Origin of the sequence: Kocuria salina (assembly GCF_013368965.1) — a bacterium.
Classification (GTDB): Bacteria; Actinomycetota; Actinomycetes; order Actinomycetales; family Micrococcaceae; genus Kocuria; species Kocuria rosea.
This window is the reverse complement of sequence record NZ_SSSF01000006.1, coordinates 50,190-65,154: the sequence shown is the minus strand read 5'-3', so window position 1 is coordinate 65,154 and position 14,965 is coordinate 50,190. Positions and strand designations below refer to the sequence as shown.

General features: G+C 74.7%; 11 protein-coding genes and 1 tRNA gene. 10 read left to right on the top strand and 2 right to left on the bottom strand.

Annotation, left to right across the window (positions count from 1 at the left end; translation table 11 throughout):
* The first annotated feature begins 87 nt into the window (after nucleotides 1–87).
* Complete coding sequence (locus E7Z53_RS12655; protein WP_052132874.1) at nucleotides 88–1,380, top strand: DUF2254 domain-containing protein; 1,293 nt, start codon at nucleotides 88–90, stop codon at nucleotides 1,378–1,380.
* A 9-nt stretch (nucleotides 1,381–1,389) separates the two neighbouring features.
* Here E7Z53_RS12655 and E7Z53_RS12650 read toward each other — a convergent pair whose 3' ends face one another.
* Nucleotides 1,390–2,916, bottom strand: coding sequence for an MFS transporter (locus E7Z53_RS12650; protein WP_176337913.1), 1,527 nt, complete (start codon nucleotides 2,914–2,916; stop codon nucleotides 1,390–1,392).
* Nucleotides 2,917–3,076: 160 nt separating this feature from the next.
* On the opposite strand from E7Z53_RS12650, the gene E7Z53_RS12645 reads away from it, so the two are divergent.
* From E7Z53_RS12645 to E7Z53_RS12630, 4 genes are all read left to right on the top strand, one after another.
* The gene (locus E7Z53_RS12645) at nucleotides 3,077–4,873 is read left to right on the top strand and encodes an AMP-binding protein (RefSeq protein ID WP_109243844.1); all 1,797 of its coding nucleotides are present in this window, start codon (nucleotides 3,077–3,079) and stop codon (nucleotides 4,871–4,873) included.
* Nucleotides 4,874–5,450: 577 nt separating this feature from the next.
* A complete protein-coding gene (locus E7Z53_RS12640; RefSeq protein ID WP_126346517.1) occupies nucleotides 5,451–7,637 on the top strand; it encodes a RecQ family ATP-dependent DNA helicase in 2,187 nt (728 codons plus the stop codon).
* A 54-nt stretch (nucleotides 7,638–7,691) separates the two neighbouring features.
* Nucleotides 7,692–8,786 carry a glycosyltransferase gene (locus E7Z53_RS12635; protein WP_176337912.1) on the top strand — a complete coding sequence of 365 codons (1,095 nt, stop codon included), beginning with the start codon at nucleotides 7,692–7,694 and terminating at the stop codon, nucleotides 8,784–8,786.
* Nucleotides 8,787–8,861: 75 nt separating this feature from the next.
* The gene (locus E7Z53_RS12630) at nucleotides 8,862–10,952 is read left to right on the top strand and encodes an acyltransferase family protein (RefSeq protein ID WP_052132877.1); all 2,091 of its coding nucleotides are present in this window, start codon (nucleotides 8,862–8,864) and stop codon (nucleotides 10,950–10,952) included.
* A gap of 27 nt (nucleotides 10,953–10,979) precedes the next feature.
* On the opposite strand, the gene E7Z53_RS12625 is transcribed toward E7Z53_RS12630, so the two are convergent.
* On the bottom strand, nucleotides 10,980–12,446 hold the full coding sequence (locus E7Z53_RS12625) for a lipopolysaccharide biosynthesis protein (RefSeq protein WP_035926099.1): 1,467 nt from the start codon (nucleotides 12,444–12,446) through the stop codon (nucleotides 10,980–10,982).
* 107 nt (nucleotides 12,447–12,553) lie between these two features.
* Between E7Z53_RS12625 and E7Z53_RS20375 the strand changes: the two genes are divergently transcribed.
* The 5 genes from E7Z53_RS20375 to E7Z53_RS12605 all read left to right on the top strand — a co-directional run bounded on the left by E7Z53_RS20375 (nucleotide 12,554) and on the right by E7Z53_RS12605 (nucleotide 14,956).
* Nucleotides 12,554–12,676, top strand: coding sequence for a hypothetical protein (locus tag E7Z53_RS20375; RefSeq protein ID WP_255219562.1), 123 nt, complete (start codon nucleotides 12,554–12,556; stop codon nucleotides 12,674–12,676).
* A 5-nt stretch (nucleotides 12,677–12,681) separates the two neighbouring features.
* Nucleotides 12,682–13,788: a glycosyltransferase gene (locus E7Z53_RS20805; protein WP_176337911.1), complete on the top strand. Its 1,107-nt coding sequence runs from the start codon at nucleotides 12,682–12,684 to the stop codon at nucleotides 13,786–13,788.
* Nucleotides 13,789–13,850: 62 nt separating this feature from the next.
* Nucleotides 13,851–13,939: transfer RNA gene (locus E7Z53_RS12615), tRNA-Ser, on the top strand.
* A gap of 171 nt (nucleotides 13,940–14,110) precedes the next feature.
* Nucleotides 14,111–14,533, top strand: coding sequence for a spore germination protein GerW family protein (locus E7Z53_RS12610; RefSeq protein ID WP_017831992.1), 423 nt, complete (start codon nucleotides 14,111–14,113; stop codon nucleotides 14,531–14,533).
* A gap of 12 nt (nucleotides 14,534–14,545) precedes the next feature.
* On the top strand, nucleotides 14,546–14,956 hold the full coding sequence (locus tag E7Z53_RS12605; protein WP_017831991.1) for a phage holin family protein: 411 nt from the start codon (nucleotides 14,546–14,548) through the stop codon (nucleotides 14,954–14,956).
* Nucleotides 14,957–14,965: the final 9 nt, after the last annotated feature.

Below are 14,965 nucleotides of genomic sequence, written 5' to 3'. Positions count from 1 at the left end.
GTCAGGGAGGTGGCGCGTCCGCGGGTGCGCGGGTCCGGGCGCCCAGCCTACCGCCACCGCCGGGAGGGGCAGGTCTAGGGTGGGCGCATGGACAAGCTCTCCGGCTCGTGGCGCCGGGTGTTCGACAGGTTCTGGTTCGTGCCCGCCGTGTGCGTTCTCGCCGCCGTCGTCCTGGCCCAGTCCGTGGTGGCCGTCGACCGGTGGCTGCCCGAGGACCTGGACTCCCCGTGGATCGCGTGGGTCTACGCCGTCGGCATCGACGGGTCCCGGTCAATGCTCTCCGCGATCGGCGGATCGATGCTGGGCGTGGCCGCCACCGCCTTCTCCATCACCATCTCGGTGATCGCCACGGCCAGCTCCACGTACGGGCCCCGGCTGGTGCGCAACTTCATGGCGGACCGCGGCAACCAGGTGGTGCTGGGCGTGCTCGTGTCCACCTTCATCTACGCGCTGCTGGTCCTGCGCACGATCCGCTCGGCCTCCGACGACCTCGCCCAGCCGTTCGTCCCGCACCTGGCGGTCAACCTCGGCGTGCTGCTGGCGGTCGCGGACGTCGCCCTGATCGTCTACTTCATCCACCACATCGCGGACTCCGTGCAGGTGGACACCCTCGTCCACGGCGCGCGCCGGCGCCTGCTGGACGTGATCGAGCGGTGGCACCCGGAGGAGACGCCGGAGGAGCTGGTCCGGACCGCGGGGCGCCGCAGCGGCGGGGGAGAGGTCCGTGCGGGCAGCGTGGGCTACGTCGTCGGCGTCGACTACGAGCGGCTCCGGGACCACGCCGCGGCCGGTGACGTCGTCCTCGAGCTCGTGCCGCGGGTGGGCGACCACGTCCTGGCGGAGGAGCCGCTGGTCCGGGTGTGGCCCGCGCACCGGGCCGGGGAGCTGGCGGACCGGCTGCGGCGCTGCGTGCGGGTGGGCGACTCGCGCTCGGCGCTCCAGGACGTCCGCTTCGCGGAGCAGCAGGTCGTGGAGCTCGCCGTGCGCGCCCTCTCCCCGAGCACCAACGACCCCTACACCGCGGTCAACGCCGTCGAGGAGGTCGCGTCCGGGATCGTCGCCGCCGTGGCCCGCCCCCTGCCGGGGAACACGGTGGTGGTCGACGGCGTGCACCGGCTGCGCTACGGGACGGTGGGGGTCGAGGAGATCGTGGACATGCCGTTCGACCAGATCGGCCCGCACGCCACCGGGCACGTCAGCGTCCTGCTGGCCCTCGTGGACCTCGCCGCCCGGATCGAGGCGGCCAGCGTCCACCCGTCCGTGCGGCGGCAGGCGCGCGAGCACGTCGACGTCCTGCTCGCCCGCTTCCGCGAGGGCGCACCCCACCCCCGGGACCTCGCCCGGGTGGAGCAGCACGTCAGGCTGCGCTCGGCCGACTGAGCGGGTCCGCTACCGGCGCCGGAGCCGAGGGACCCGGCGCAGCAGCAGGCCCACGGCCACGGCGGTCCCGGCCAGCAGGGCGGCGCCGATCCCGGCGGACAGGTGCACACCGGCCTCGAAGGCCGCCACGGACGAGGCCAGCAGCTCCCCGGACGCGTCCGGGCCGAGGGCCGCGGCGACGTCGACCGCCCCGCCGAGGGTCTCGGACGCGGTGGCGGCCTGCCCGGGGTCCAGGCCCGGCGGGACCTCCACCCGGGCGGCGTAGGTCGCGGTCACGGCCGTGCCCAGGACGGCCACGCCCAGCCCGGCCCCCAGCTCGTAGGCGGTCTCCGAGATCGCGGAGGCGGCGCCGGCCTGCTCGGGGGCCACCTCGGTGAGGATCAGGTCCCCCGCGATCGTCTGAGCCGCGCCGGAGCCCAGCCCGATGACCACGAGGGCCACCACGAGCACGGCCCCGCCGGAGAGGTCCCCGAGCAGGACGAGCAGGAAGCCCGAGGCCATGACCAGCAGCCCGCCGCCGAGCACGAGCGCGGGGGGCACGACGCCGACCACGTGCACCACCAGCAGCCCCGAGACGATCGTGACCACGGCCCCCGGCAGCAGGGCCAGGCCCGCCTCCAGGGGCGGCAGGCCCTCCACCAGCTGCAGGTACTGGGAGACGAAGAACAGGAAGCCGATGAAGGTGGTCGAGGCCACCAGGTTGTTCAGCAGCCCGCCGGTGAACGGGGCGTGGCGGAACAGCCGCAGGTCCAGCATCGGCACCGGGCTGCGCAGCTGGCGGCGCACGAACAGCGTCCCGGCGGTCACGGCCAGCACCGCGGCCGCCAGCACGCCGGCGGACGGGCCGTGGCCGCCGAGGTCCTTGATGCCGTGGACCAGCGCCACCATGGCGGTCATGATCAGCGCGGCGCTGGGCACGTCCACCGGGCCCGGGGCCGGGTTGCGGGACTCCGGCACCAGCACCGGCGCCAGGACCAGGAGCGGCAGCAGCACCGGGACCGCGAGGAGGAACACGGAGCCCCACCAGAAGTGCTGGAGCAGGAACCCGCCCACGACCGGCCCCAGGATCCCGCCCGCCGAGAAGCCCGTGGCCCACACCGCGATGGCCGCCCGCCGCTGCGTCGGGTCGTGGAAGATGTTGCGCAGCAGGGACAGGGTCGCGGGCATCAGCATCGAGCCGAAGAGTCCCAGCAGCGCCCGCGCGGCGACGAGGGCCTCCCCGGTCGGGGCGAACGCGGCGAGTGCGGACACCGCCGCGAAGCCCGTGCTGCCCACGAGCAGCAGCCGGCGGCGGCCCACCCGGTCCCCGAGGGCGCCCATGGGCACGAGCAGCCCGGCGAGCACCAGCGGATAGGCGTCCACCATCCACAGCAGCTGCGTGCCGGTGGGGCGCAGCTCGCGGGAGATCTCCGGCAGCGCGAAGTTCAGCACCGTGTTGTCCACCGAGATCAGCAGCACCGGCAGCATCAGGACCACGAGGGCGGCCCACTCGCGGGCGCCGGCGCGGACCGGGACGTCGGGTGCCGGGGACAGCATGGCGGGACGGGCTCCTTCCGGGCGGGGGTGCGGCCCCCATCCTTCCAGAGCCGGCACCGGGCCCGCCCCCGGGACGGGGGAGGGGCGCCGCACTAGACTGCACGGGATGGCCCGCCGGACGGTTCCGTCCGGCCCGCAGCGACAACCATGGAGGTCCCCGATGGCCGAGCCGGTCCCCACCAGTGCGACGTCCGACGCCGCCCCCGGCGTCTCCGAGCAGTACGAGGCGGCACGGGACCGCGTCCTGGCGCTGCGCGAGGACTACGACCGGGCCCGCGAGGAGTTCCGCTGGCCCCGGATGGAGCACTTCAACTACGCCCTGGACTGGTTCGACCACGTCGCCCGGGACCCGGAGCGCGGGGCCCGGGACGCGCTGTGGATCGTCGAGGAGGACGGCACGGAGCTCCGGCGGACCTTCCGGGAGCTCGCCGGGTCCTCGGCGCGCACCGCGAACTGGCTGCGGGGCCTGGGGGTGCGGCGCGGCGACCGCGTGCTGCTCATGCTCGGCAACCAGCTCGAGCTGTGGGAGACCCAGCTCGCCGGCATGAAGCTGGGCGCGCCCCTGATCCCGACCGCCGTGATGATGCCGCCGGCCGACCTGCTGGACCGGGTGCAGCGCGGCAAGGTCTCGTGGGTCGTCACGGACGCCGCCAACGCCCCCAAGTTCGCGGGCGTCGACGGCGACTACGAGCTCGTCGTCGTCGGTGCCGCCGCGGAGGTGGAGGCGGCGCGCGCACAGCTGCCCGGCCGTCCCGTGCACCCGTACGAGCAGGCCGCGGACGCGGACGCCGTCTTCGTCCCGGAGGGCGTCACGCGCTCCCGCGACCCCCTGCTGCTGTACTTCACCTCCGGCACCACGTCCCAGGCCAAGCTCGTGGAGCACACCCACGCCTCCTACTCCTTCGGGCACCTGTCCACGGTCTACTGGATGGGCCTGCGCCCCGGGGACGTCCACCTGAACATCGCCTCGCCGGGGTGGGGCAAGCACTCGTGGTCCAACTTCTTCGCCCCGTGGATCGCGGAGGCCACCGTGTTCGTCCACAACCAGTCCCGCTTCGACGCGGCGGGTCTCCTGGAGCAGATGGGCCGGGCCGGGGTGACGAGCTTCTGCGCGCCGCCCACGGTGTGGCGGATGCTCATCCAGGCGGACCTGCACCGCGTGCAGGACCCGCCGACGTCCGCCGTCTCCGCCGGCGAGCCGCTCAACCCCGAGGTGATCCGCCGGGTGCAGGACGCCTGGGGCGTGACCATCCGGGACGGCTACGGGCAGACGGAGACCACGCTGCAGATCGCCAACACCCCCGGGCAGCCGGTGGTGCCGGGGGCCATGGGCCGGCCCCTGCCGGGCTTCGTCGTCGACCTCTTCGACCCGCAGACGGGCGCACCCGCCGAGGAGGGGGAGATCTGCCTGAAGGTCGACGACGACCCGCCCGGGATCATGGCCGGCTACATCGACGAGCCCGAGCGCACGGCCGAGGTCGTCAAGGACGGCTGGTACCACACGCGCGACATCGCCCGCCGCGACGAGCACGGCGTCTACACGTACGTGGGCCGCACCGACGACGTGTTCAAGGCCTCCGACTACCGGATCTCCCCGTTCGAGCTGGAGTCCGTGCTCATCGAGCACCCCGCGGTGGCCGAGGCCGCCGTGGTCCCGGCGCCGGACCCGGTCCGGCACGCCGTGCCGAAGGCCTACCTGGTGCTCGCCGCCGGCGCGGAGCCCACCCGGGAGCTCGCCGGGGAGATCCTGCGCTTCGCCCGGGAGAACCTCGCCCCCTACAAGCGGGTGCGCCGGGTGGAGTTCACGGACCTGCCCAAGACCATCTCCGGCAAGATACGCCGGGTGGTGCTGCGCGAGCGGGAGGAGGCCGCGGACCGCTCCGGTCCCGCGGCGCCCGGGGCCGACGGGTACGGCGTCGAGTACACGGAGGCCGACTTCCCGGGGCTGCGCGGCTGAGCGCCCGCAATGTGACGCCGCGCACGGCGCCCGGCGTGCGCCCAACGGGGGACGCCGAGGGCCCCGGATGTCCCCACTTCGTGCCACGCCCGCCGCCCCCCGAATACCCACCGGTAGCGAAAAGCCGCCACAGAACCCTCTGTTGACTAGTGCAAACAGATGAATCTGTCTGGATGTCCCCCGGATCGAATGTGACTTCACGGTCCGTGACAGGTCGCAGAAACCCTGCCACCATGGTGCCAATTGGTTCACCCGATGGGGCGGAACCAACCGATCCGCCGGGGGGCGGATCGACTGCGGTTCATCGGGGGATGGGCCGCGTGCACGCAGGCATCGGGGGGTGCCGGTGCAACCGGTTCATCGGGGGGTGAACCGAATGGGAGCACCGCTGGGGGCGGTACTCCCGCGAGGCGAGTCTCTGCTCGCCACCGGCCGTCAGGCCGGTCGATGCGCCCGCTGCGGGGGCCATCCGTTCGACGGATGGGCAGCGGGCGCATCGCTCTGTCCGGGCCCCGTCGCCACTGCACGCCCCGCCCTCCGGTCGGGCGGCGTCGGGGGGCCCTGGAAGACTTGGGCCATGACGACTTCCCCGGCCCACGACATCGCCGCCCACGACACCGCGCCGGACCCGGCCCTGCACGAGGACGCGCTCCACCTGCTGCGCGCGCTCACCGGCCGGCCGGACGCCGCCTTCCACCCCGGGCAGTTCGAGGCGGTCGAGGCCCTCGTGGGGCGCGGCCGGCGGGCCCTGGTGGTGCAGCGGACCGGCTGGGGCAAGTCCGCGGTCTACTTCCTCTCCGCCCTGCTCCTGCGGGCCCGGGGCCGCGGGCCCACCCTGATCGTCTCCCCGCTGCTGGCCCTCATGCGGGACCAGGTCTCCGCCGCCGCCCGTGCGGGGGTCCGGGCGGCGGCCATCAACTCCGCCAACGCCACCGAGTGGGGGCAGATCGCCGCGCAGCTGGAGGCCGACGAGCTCGACGTCCTGCTGGTCTCCCCGGAGCGGCTCAACAACCCCGTGTTCCGCGAGCAGCAGCTGCCGCAGCTGGTCGCCCGGCTCGGGCTGCTCGTGGTGGACGAGGCGCACTGCATCTCCGACTGGGGCCACGACTTCCGCCCCGACTACCGGCGCATCCGCGACCTCATCGCCCGGCTCCCGGAGCAGGTCCCCGTCCTGGCCACGACCGCCACCGCGAACGAGCGCGTGGTCGCCGACGTCGAGGAGCAGCTGGGCGTGCGGCCCGGCGGCAGCAGCACGGGGGAGGTCTTCACCCTCCGCGGCCCGCTCTCCCGGGCGTCCCTGCGCCTCGGCGTGCTGGACCTGCCCTCGGCCACGGCCCGCCTCGCCTGGCTGCTCGAGCACGTCGGGTCCCTCCCGGGCAGCGGGATCATCTACGCGCTGACCGTGGGGGCCGCCGAGGACACGGCCCAGGCGCTCGCCGACGCCGGGATCCCCGTGCGCGCCTACACCGGGCGCACCGACCAGGGCGAGCGCGAGGAGCTCGAGGCCGCCCTCAAGGAGAACAGGGTCAAGGCCCTCGTGGCCACCTCCGCGCTCGGCATGGGCTTCGACAAGCCGGACCTCGGCTTCGTGGTGCACCTGGGGGCGCCGTCCTCGCCCGTGGCCTACTACCAGCAGGTGGGCCGTGCGGGCCGCGCCACGGACAACGCGGACGTCCTGCTGCTGCCGGGCACCGAGGACCGCCGGATCTGGGAGTACTTCGCCACCTCGTCGATGCCCACCGAGCAGAAGGCCGCCGCCGTCCTGGACGAGCTGGGGGCCGCGGGCGGCGCCCTGTCCGTGGCCGTCCTGGAGTCCCGCGTGGACGTCCGGCGCAGCCCGCTCGAGCTGCTCCTGAAGGTGCTCGCCGTCGAGGGCGCGGTGGAGCGCGTGCAAGGTGGCTGGCAGAGCACGGGCGTGCCGTGGCGCTACGACGCCGAGCGCTACGGCCGGATCGCCGCGGCACGGGTGGCCGAGCAGAACGCCATGCTCGAGTACGAGCGCACCACCGGGTGCCGCATGGAGTTCCTCGCCCGGCAGCTCGACGACGCCACGGCCGAGCCCTGCGGGCGCTGCGACAGCTGCGCCGGCCCCTGGTACCCCACGACCGTCGACGAGTCCGCCACCGACTCCGCGGGCGCCGCCCTGACCCGCGTGGGCGTCGTGGTGGAGCCGCGCGCCCAGTGGCCCACCGGGATGCCGCGCCTCGGGGTCGAGGTCAAGGGCCGGATCCCCGAGGAGGAGCGCTGCGCCGAGGGCCGGGCACTCGCCCGGCTCACGGACCTCGGCTGGGGCAACCGGCTGCGCGAGGTGTTCCGCACCGACGAGGAGGGCGCGCCGGTCGACGGGCCGGTGGACCCCGCCCTCGGCCGGGCGTGCGTCCAGGTGCTCGCCGAGTGGCGCTGGTCGGACCGGCCCGCGGCCGTCGTCTCGATCCCGTCCCGCTCGCGCCCCCGGCTCGTGCACTCCCTGGCGGAGGGCATGGCCGAGGTCGGGCACCTGCCCTATCTGGGGGAGCTCGAGGTCCCCGAGGGATTCCCGTCCGGCGGGCACGGCGGCAACAGCGCGTACCGCCTCGCAGCCCTGTGGGAGAAGTTCCGGGTGCCCCCCGAGCTCGCGGAGGGGCTGGACCGGCTCGGAGGGCGCCCGGTGCTGCTGGTCGACGACCTCGTGGACAGCCGCTGGACGCTCGCCGTGGCCGCCCGCGCGCTGCGCCGGGCCGGCTCCGGGCCCGTGCTGCCGTTCGTCCTGGCCTCCCAGGGCTGAGCCGCGGACCGCGCCGGGCGGGCCGCCCCGGCGCGGTCTTGTACGCTGGCCTGCGTGTCCTCTGCCCCCACGCCGCTCGTCGACGTCATCATCCCGGTGCACACCCCCGCCCGGCCCGTGGACCGGGCCGTCGGCTCCGTGCTGGCCGGGGGGCTCCCGGTCGGCGACCACGGCGGGGTGCACATCACGGTGGTGTGCCACAACGTCGAGGCGGCACTGATCCGCGACCGCCTCGCGGCGGAGCACCGGCCGCTCGTGGAGCTGGTGGAGTGCTTCGACGGCACCGGCAACCCGGCCGGGCCCCGCAACCTGGCCCTCGAGCGCTCCCGCGCCCGGTACGTGTCCTTCGTGGACAGTGACGACACCCTCGCCCCCGGGGCCCTCGCGGCCTGGACGGCGACCGCCGAACGCCACGGCTCGGCGGCGGTGCTCCCGCGGCTGGTCAAGGACTCCGGCCGGCCGGTGCGCACCCCCGTGCCGCGGCCCTTCCGCCGCGCGGACCTCGACCCGGTCAAGGACCGGCTCGCCTACCGGACCCACGTCTTCGGGCTGCTCCGCCGGGAGCTCCTGGTGGACCGCGGGGTCCGCTTCAACGGCCGGTACGCCACCGGGGAGGACCAGGAGCTGGTGGCCCGGGCCTGGTTCGGCGACGGGCGGGTCGACCTCGCGCCCCGCGGCGCCGGCTACCTCCTGCGGGAGGGGGCCGCCGACCGGATCAGTGCCGCGCCCCGGCCCCTGACGGACGACCTCGCCGCGGCGACCGACCTGCTCGGCGGCTCCTGGTACGCCGGGCTGTCCGTGGAGCAGCGGACGGCGATCGCCGCCAAGATCCTCCGGGTCCAGGTCTTCGGCGCCGTGCGCGCCCGGACGGCGGCCGGGCGCTGGACCCCGGAGGACGCGGACCAGGTGCGCGGCCTGCTCGCACTGGTCGGCACGCGCGCCCCCCGCGCGCTCACCGTGCTCTCCCGCGCGGACCGGGAGGTCCTGGACCTCGTCGTCCGGCGGGGGGCGACGGCGGAGGCCATCCTCCGGGTGGACAACGCCCGTCGCCGCTTCGGCTGGCCCAGCACCCTGCTCACCCGGGACCCGCGCAGGGTCCTGCACCGCGAGGCCCCCCTGCGGTTCATGGCCGCGTCCCTGCTGGTGTGACCGGGAGACGCCACCGTCCAGTGTGACAATGGTGCCGAGCCAGTCGTCCGACCCCCCGCCCGACGAGAGAACTCCATGAGCCGCCTCCTCCCCGCCGACCCTTCCCCCGGGGTCGCGAACAGCACCGCGCCCCCGGCGGGCGCCTCCGCCCCCGCCCACCGCTTCCGCCCCGAGGTCCAGGGGCTGCGCACCGTGGCCGTCCTCCTGGTCGCCGTCTACCACGTGTGGATCGGCGGGGTCTCGGGCGGGGTGGACGTCTTCCTGTTCATCTCGGCGTTCCTCATGACGCTCTCCTTCGTCCGGCGGCTCGAGGCCGGGAAGGGGCCTCAGCTGGGCCGCTACTGGACCAGGACGTTCTCGCGGCTGCTGCCCCCCGTCGTCGTCACGGTCCTGGGCACTCTCGTCGTGGTGCGGCTCCTGTTCCCGTCCGACCGCTGGTACGCCGCGATCGAGGAGGCGGCGGCCACGGTGCTGTACTCCCAGAACTGGGTGCTCGCCCTCAACGCGGTCGACTACTACGCCGCGGACACCTCCGGGGCCAGCCCGTTCCAGCACTTCTGGTCCCTGTCCGTGCAGGGCCAGGTGTTCCTGCTGTGGCCACTGCTCCTCGCGCTGTGCGGGCTGATCGCCGAGCGCACCCGGTGGACCGTCACCACGGTGGCCACCGGCGTGTTCAGCGCCGTCTTCCTCGCCTCCTTCGCCTTCTCGGTGGTCTCCACGAGCAGCGAGCAGGCCTTCGCCTACTTCGACACCCGCGCCCGGCTGTGGGAGTTCGCCCTCGGCTCCCTGCTGGCCCTGGCCGTGCTGCGCGGCGTCACCCTGCCGGGCGCGCTGCGCCTCCTCCTGGGCTGGACCGGGCTCGTGGCCATCGCCGTGTGCGGACTCGTCCTCGACGTCCAGGGCTCCTTCCCGGGCTGGGCGGCGCTCTGGCCGCTGACCGGGGCGGCCCTGGTGATCCTGGCCGGGCACACCGGCGACCCCCGCGGGGCCGACGCCCTGCTCAGCCGCCGGCCCCTGCTGGTCCTGGGCGAGGCGTCCTACGCCGTCTACCTGGTGCACTGGCCGGTGCTCGTCACCTACCTGGTGGTCACGGACCGCGCCAAGGCCACGCTGGGGCACGGGCTGCTCATCCTCCTGGGGAGCATCGTGCTGGGCGTGCTGGTGCACCGGCTCGTCGAGCGGCCCCTCCGGCCCCGCACCGGACCCCGCGCGAGCCTGCACCAGCTCGGCCTCGTGGTGCTGTGCGTGGCCCTCGTGCTGGTCCCCGCCTCCGGGGCGCGGCTGGTCCTCGACCGGCACGCCCAGGAGGCCGCGGAGCAGGCCGCGCTCGAGAACCCGGGGGCCGCGGTGCTGACCGGGGACCTCGCCTGGGAGCAGGACCCGCAGGTGCCCACGATCCCGAACCCGCTGGTCCGCGAGGGGCAGTGGTCCGAGCTGCCGGAGTCCTGCGACGCCGCGACGGAGGAGTGGTTCGACGGCTACAAGGTGGCCTGCTCGACCCTGCCGGTCGACCCGGACGCCGAGGTCGACGCCATGGTGATCGGCAACTCCCACGCCGAGCAGTGGCTGCCGGCGTTCCAGCGCGTCGCCGAGGACCGCGGCTGGAACCTGGTCTCCGTCATCCGCGGCGCCTGCCGGTTCCAGCCCGTGGAGACCACCGACAACACCGAGTGCCAGGAGCTGATCGGGCTCACCGACCGGTACATCGAGGACCACGGGATCGACGTCGTGCTCACCACGTCCACCGTGACCGCCGACGAGGGGCCCGGCGAGCAGATCGCCCCCGGGCTCGCCCAGGTCCTGGCGGACCTCGGCGAGCGGGGCATCACGGTGGTCGGGATCCGGGACAACCCGCGGTTCCCCTTCAACATGGTCACCTGCATCGACCAGGACGGCCCGGACGCCGAGCGGTGCAACCCGCCGCGGGCGCAGAAGCTGGCCCCGCAGAACCCGGCCGACGCGCTGACGGGGCGGCACGGGAACTTCGTCAGCCTCGACATGAGCGACTGGATCTGCCCCGACGGCACGTGCCCGTCCCGGATCGGCAACCGCTGGGTCTACATGGACGACAACCACATGCCCCGCGACTACGTGGTCACGATGGTCCCGGCCTTCGCGGAGCAGTTCGACCGGCAGTTCGGGCAGCGGGCCCGGCCCGCCGGGTGAGCGGGGGCCGGGTGGGCGGGGGCGTGCTCAGCGGCGGAGCCGGGCGCCCGCGGCGCGCAGGGCCGGCCGCAGGTCCCGGGCGCTGAGCCCGGCCCAGACCGCGAGGAACACGGCGGTCGCCCCGAGCGCCGGCAGCACCCGGAAGTCGGGGCCGAGCACCTGCAGCGCGACCAGGATCATCGCGTAGCCGGCCACGATCCGCAGCAGGACCGTGCCCCACCGCATCCGGTCGAGCCGCCAGACCACCAGCAGCGGCAGCACCGCGCTCAGCAGCGAGCCCACGAGGTATCCCACCGCGGAGGCGGTGATGCCGAGCTCCGGGCCCAGCAGGAGCATCGTCACCACGCCCACGACCAGACCCAGGCCGTTGGCGGCGGCGAGCACCTTGACCCCCCAGGGCTCGGTGCCGTTGAGCCGGGCGTTCGCGGCGTTGAAGCTGGTCGCCGAGACGGCCAGGAACAGCAGGACCAGCAGCGGCTCGGCCTCCGCGAACTCGGGGTCCCCGAAATAGACCACCCGGAGCACCGGCTCCGCCCACAGGGCGCCCACGCCGAAGACCGGCAGGAACACCGTGACCATCGTCCGCAGGATCGTGTCCACCTGCCGGGTCAGGCCCGCGGTGTCCCCGGCGGCGTACATCCGGGCCACGCTGGGGGACAGCGCGGTGAGCATCGCCCCGGACAGCATGCTGGCGGGGGTGGCCAGGGACACCGCGGCGGCGTAGAGGCCGACCTCCGCCTTCGTGGCGAAGCTGTCGCCGATCACCAGGGACAGCTGCATCAGACCGCTCGCCGCCAGCAGGTGGGCCGATCCCCACGCGGTGAAGACCAGGATCTCCCGGCGCACCGCCGGGTCGAGGCGCGCCCCGGTGCGGCGGGGCCAGGAGGGCAGCGCGTAGACCGTGTAGCCGAGGATCAGGGGCAGCAGCAGGACCCAGTGCCAGCCGGCGAGCAGGACCAGCAGCAGCAGGGTGAGGGTGAGGAACGAGCTGATGGTGTCCCACGCCGTCGTGGTCACGAACTGGTTGTTGCCCGTGCGGACACCGCGCACGAAGTTGTAGGCCGACAGGGAGAGCACGAGCAGGCCCGCCGAGACCGCGAAGCCCCAGGAGAGCTCGAGCGCGAACGCGGCGTAGAGCACCGCCGAGACGGACAGCAGCGCCATGCCCGCGGACGCGCTGCTCGCGGTGAAGGAGGCCGTCGCCGCCTGCCCCTCGGGGTCCTGGCGGCCCCGGGCCATCGCGATGAACTTGGCGGCCCCCGTGCCCGAGGCCTGGGGCCACAGCAGGACGAGGAACAGGGCCAGCGAGATCGTCAGGTTGACCTCGGCGAGCGCCTCCTGGCCCAGCAGGTTGCCCACCAGGACGCTGTAGCCGAAGCGGGACAGCCCCTGGACGAACACGGCCACCACGGTCAGCGCGAACGCCGACCCCAGGGGGTTGTCGGTGTTCGCGTGGTTGGGCGGCGGGAAGAGGATCGAGCGCAGCCGGGACATCAGGCGGCCGACCCGGGGGCTGGGCTGGTCATCGCGCCCGAGTCTACTCGCGCCCCGGCGCGGTGCCCGGAGCACCCCGGCCGTGGCCCCGCCGATAGGGTGGCACCATGATCGCCGCCCCCACCCCGTCCAGCACCGTGCCCGGCACCGCGTCCGGCCCCCCGTCCTGCACCGCGTCCGGCACCGCGTCCGACACCGTCCCCGGCCGCACCGGCGCGGGGAGGGGCTGAGCGCCGTGCGCGTGCTCGTCGTCAGCACCTGGTACCCGTCGGCGGAGCGGCCCGGGGAGACGCCGTTCGTCCCCCGGCACGTGCGCGCCGCCGCCCGCCACCACGACGTCCGGGTGCTGCACCTGCGGCTGCTGCGCACCGGGCCGGCCGTCCCGGAGGAGTGGGACGGGGTGCCGGTGCTCCGGCTGCCCTTCCACCCCCTGCGCCCGCTCACGCTGCTGCGGGCTTACGCCGCGCTCCGCCGCCACCTGACCGGGGCGGACGTCCTGCACACCATGCCTTTCTCGGCGGCGCTCGTCTGCCTGCCGCTCGCAGGACGCCGCCCGTGGGTGCACACGGAGCACTGGAACGGCGTGCTCACCCCCGAGCAGAACGGGCCCGTGTGGCGGCTCCTCGCCGGGAGCCGCCGGATCCTGCGCGTCCCGGACCGCGTCACCGGCGTGAGCACCATGATGTGCGACGTGCTGCGCCGCTTCGCGCCGGCCGAGCGGGTGGAGCGGATCGGCAACGTGGTCGACCACGCCGCGCACGTCACGGACCCGCCGCGGGGGCACACCCTGGAGCTCGTCGCGGTCGGCGCCCTGCGCGAGATCAAGGACCCTCTCCTGGCCGTGGACACCGTGGCGTGGCTGCGCGCCGCCGGCCACGACGTCCGCCTCACCTGGTGCGGCTCCGGCGGCCTCGAGCAGGAGGTCCGGGAGCGGGCGCGCCGGCTCGGGGTGGGGGAGCGCGTGCAGCTCCTCGGCAGCGTGGGGGCGGACGAGGTGCAGCGGCGCCTGGCCGCCGCCGACGTGTTCCTGCTGCCCAGCCGGTCCGAGACGTTCTGCGTGGCGGCGGCCGAGGCCCTCGCCGCGGGCCGGCCGGTGGTCATGGGCGCCCTCGGCGGGCAGGGTGACTTCGTGCACCCGGGCAACGGGCGCCTCGTGGCCGAGCGCACCCCTGAGGCCTTCGGCGGCGCCGTGCTCGACGTCGTGGCGGATCCCGGCCTGCTGGGCCCGGAGGCCATGGCGGCGGAGATCCGCTCCGTCTACGGGTCCGAGCGGATCGGGGCGGACCTCGACCGGCTCTACCGCTCGGTGCTCGCCGGGCGGCACGGACGCCGTCGGCTTTGACCCCGTGCCCGGTCCTCCCTTAAGCTGGCCCGTGTTGTCCACCCGCGTGGTGGGCCACGGATGGAGACGTGCCAGAGCGGCCGAATGGACTTCACTGCTAATGAAGGGTCGGGGTTAAACTCGACCGGGGGTTCAAATCCCCCCGTCTCCGCGCTCGTGACGTCCCAGGACGTCGGAAACACCCCGGACCCGCGGTCCGGGGTGTTTCGCGTTCCGAGCCCGCGCCCGGGCCCGTCATCTGCGGCCGCCCCGTGACCGGGGGCCGGCGGCTTCCTAGACTGGGGCTCAGCGCGCCGCCGGCGCCCGAGCCCAGGAGGCCACCATGCCGGAGCAGGACCGTCCGCAGACCACGCCCGCCGCACCCGGTGCGCCCCGCCCCGCCCCCGCCTGGCGCGCCGGGCTCACGGACCGCTCCGTCCTCGAGGAGGCCGTCGACGCCGTGACGGTGCGCCGGGTCTTCGGGGAGGCGTACGAGGCGTACGGCACCACGGTCGTGCCCGTGGCCCGCGTCAGGGGCTGGGGCGGCGGTGGCGGGGGCTCGGGCGAGGAGAAGGACAGCTCGGGCAGCGGATCGGGCGTGGGCTACGGCGTGCACGCCGAGCCGGCCGGGGTGTACGTGGTCCGGGGGGACAGCGTCACGTGGCGCCCCGCCGTGGACGCGGGGCGGATCGCCCTCACCCTGGGCCTGGCGCTGTGCGGCGCGGCCGCGCTGGTGGGCTGGGCCGCCGTCACCCGCCGTTCCTGACAGGATGGGGCCATGTCCTTCCTGCTCCGTGTCCTCGTCAACGCGCTCGCCATCTGGGTGGCCGCCTGGATCCTGCCCGGGATGGGCATCGCGGCGGACCCGTCCGTCGTCTCGGCCGTCGGGGGCGAGACCACGGCGTCGGTCCTGGCCTACCTGTTCGTCGGCCTGGTCTTCGGCGCCGTGAACGCGGTCGTGCGGCCCGTGCTGACGATCCTGTCCCTGCCGATCACCTGCCTCACGCTGGGCCTGTTCGCCATCGTGGTCAACGCGGCGATGCTGTGGCTGACGTCCTGGCTGAGCTCCTTCACGCCCCTGCGGCTCGAGATCGACTCCTTCCTCTGGACGGCGGTGCTCGCCACCCTGATCATCGGGGTGGTGTCCCTCCTGATGGGCTGGGCCGTCCCGGACCGCGAGCGCCGCTGACCCGCGCCG

Excerpts from the sequence above, each read along its gene's own strand:
- E7Z53_RS20375 (WP_255219562.1), top strand. The coding sequence starts at position 12,554 with ATGATCGCCGCCCCCACCCCGTCCAGCACCGTGCCCGGCACCGCGTCC.
- E7Z53_RS12630 (WP_052132877.1), top strand. The coding sequence starts at position 8,862 with ATGAGCCGCCTCCTCCCCGCCGACCCTTCCCCCGGGGTCGCGAACAGC.
- E7Z53_RS12655 (WP_052132874.1), top strand. The coding sequence starts at position 88 with ATGGACAAGCTCTCCGGCTCGTGGCGCCGGGTGTTCGACAGGTTCTGG.
- E7Z53_RS12650 (WP_176337913.1), bottom strand. The coding sequence starts at position 2,916 with ATGCTGTCCCCGGCACCCGACGTCCCGGTCCGCGCCGGCGCCCGCGAG.
- E7Z53_RS12610 (WP_017831992.1), top strand. The coding sequence starts at position 14,111 with ATGCCGGAGCAGGACCGTCCGCAGACCACGCCCGCCGCACCCGGTGCG.
- E7Z53_RS12605 (WP_017831991.1), top strand. The coding sequence starts at position 14,546 with ATGTCCTTCCTGCTCCGTGTCCTCGTCAACGCGCTCGCCATCTGGGTG.
- E7Z53_RS12640 (WP_126346517.1), top strand. The coding sequence starts at position 5,451 with ATGACGACTTCCCCGGCCCACGACATCGCCGCCCACGACACCGCGCCG.
- E7Z53_RS12645 (WP_109243844.1), top strand. The coding sequence starts at position 3,077 with ATGGCCGAGCCGGTCCCCACCAGTGCGACGTCCGACGCCGCCCCCGGC.
- E7Z53_RS12625 (WP_035926099.1), bottom strand. The coding sequence starts at position 12,446 with ATGTCCCGGCTGCGCTCGATCCTCTTCCCGCCGCCCAACCACGCGAAC.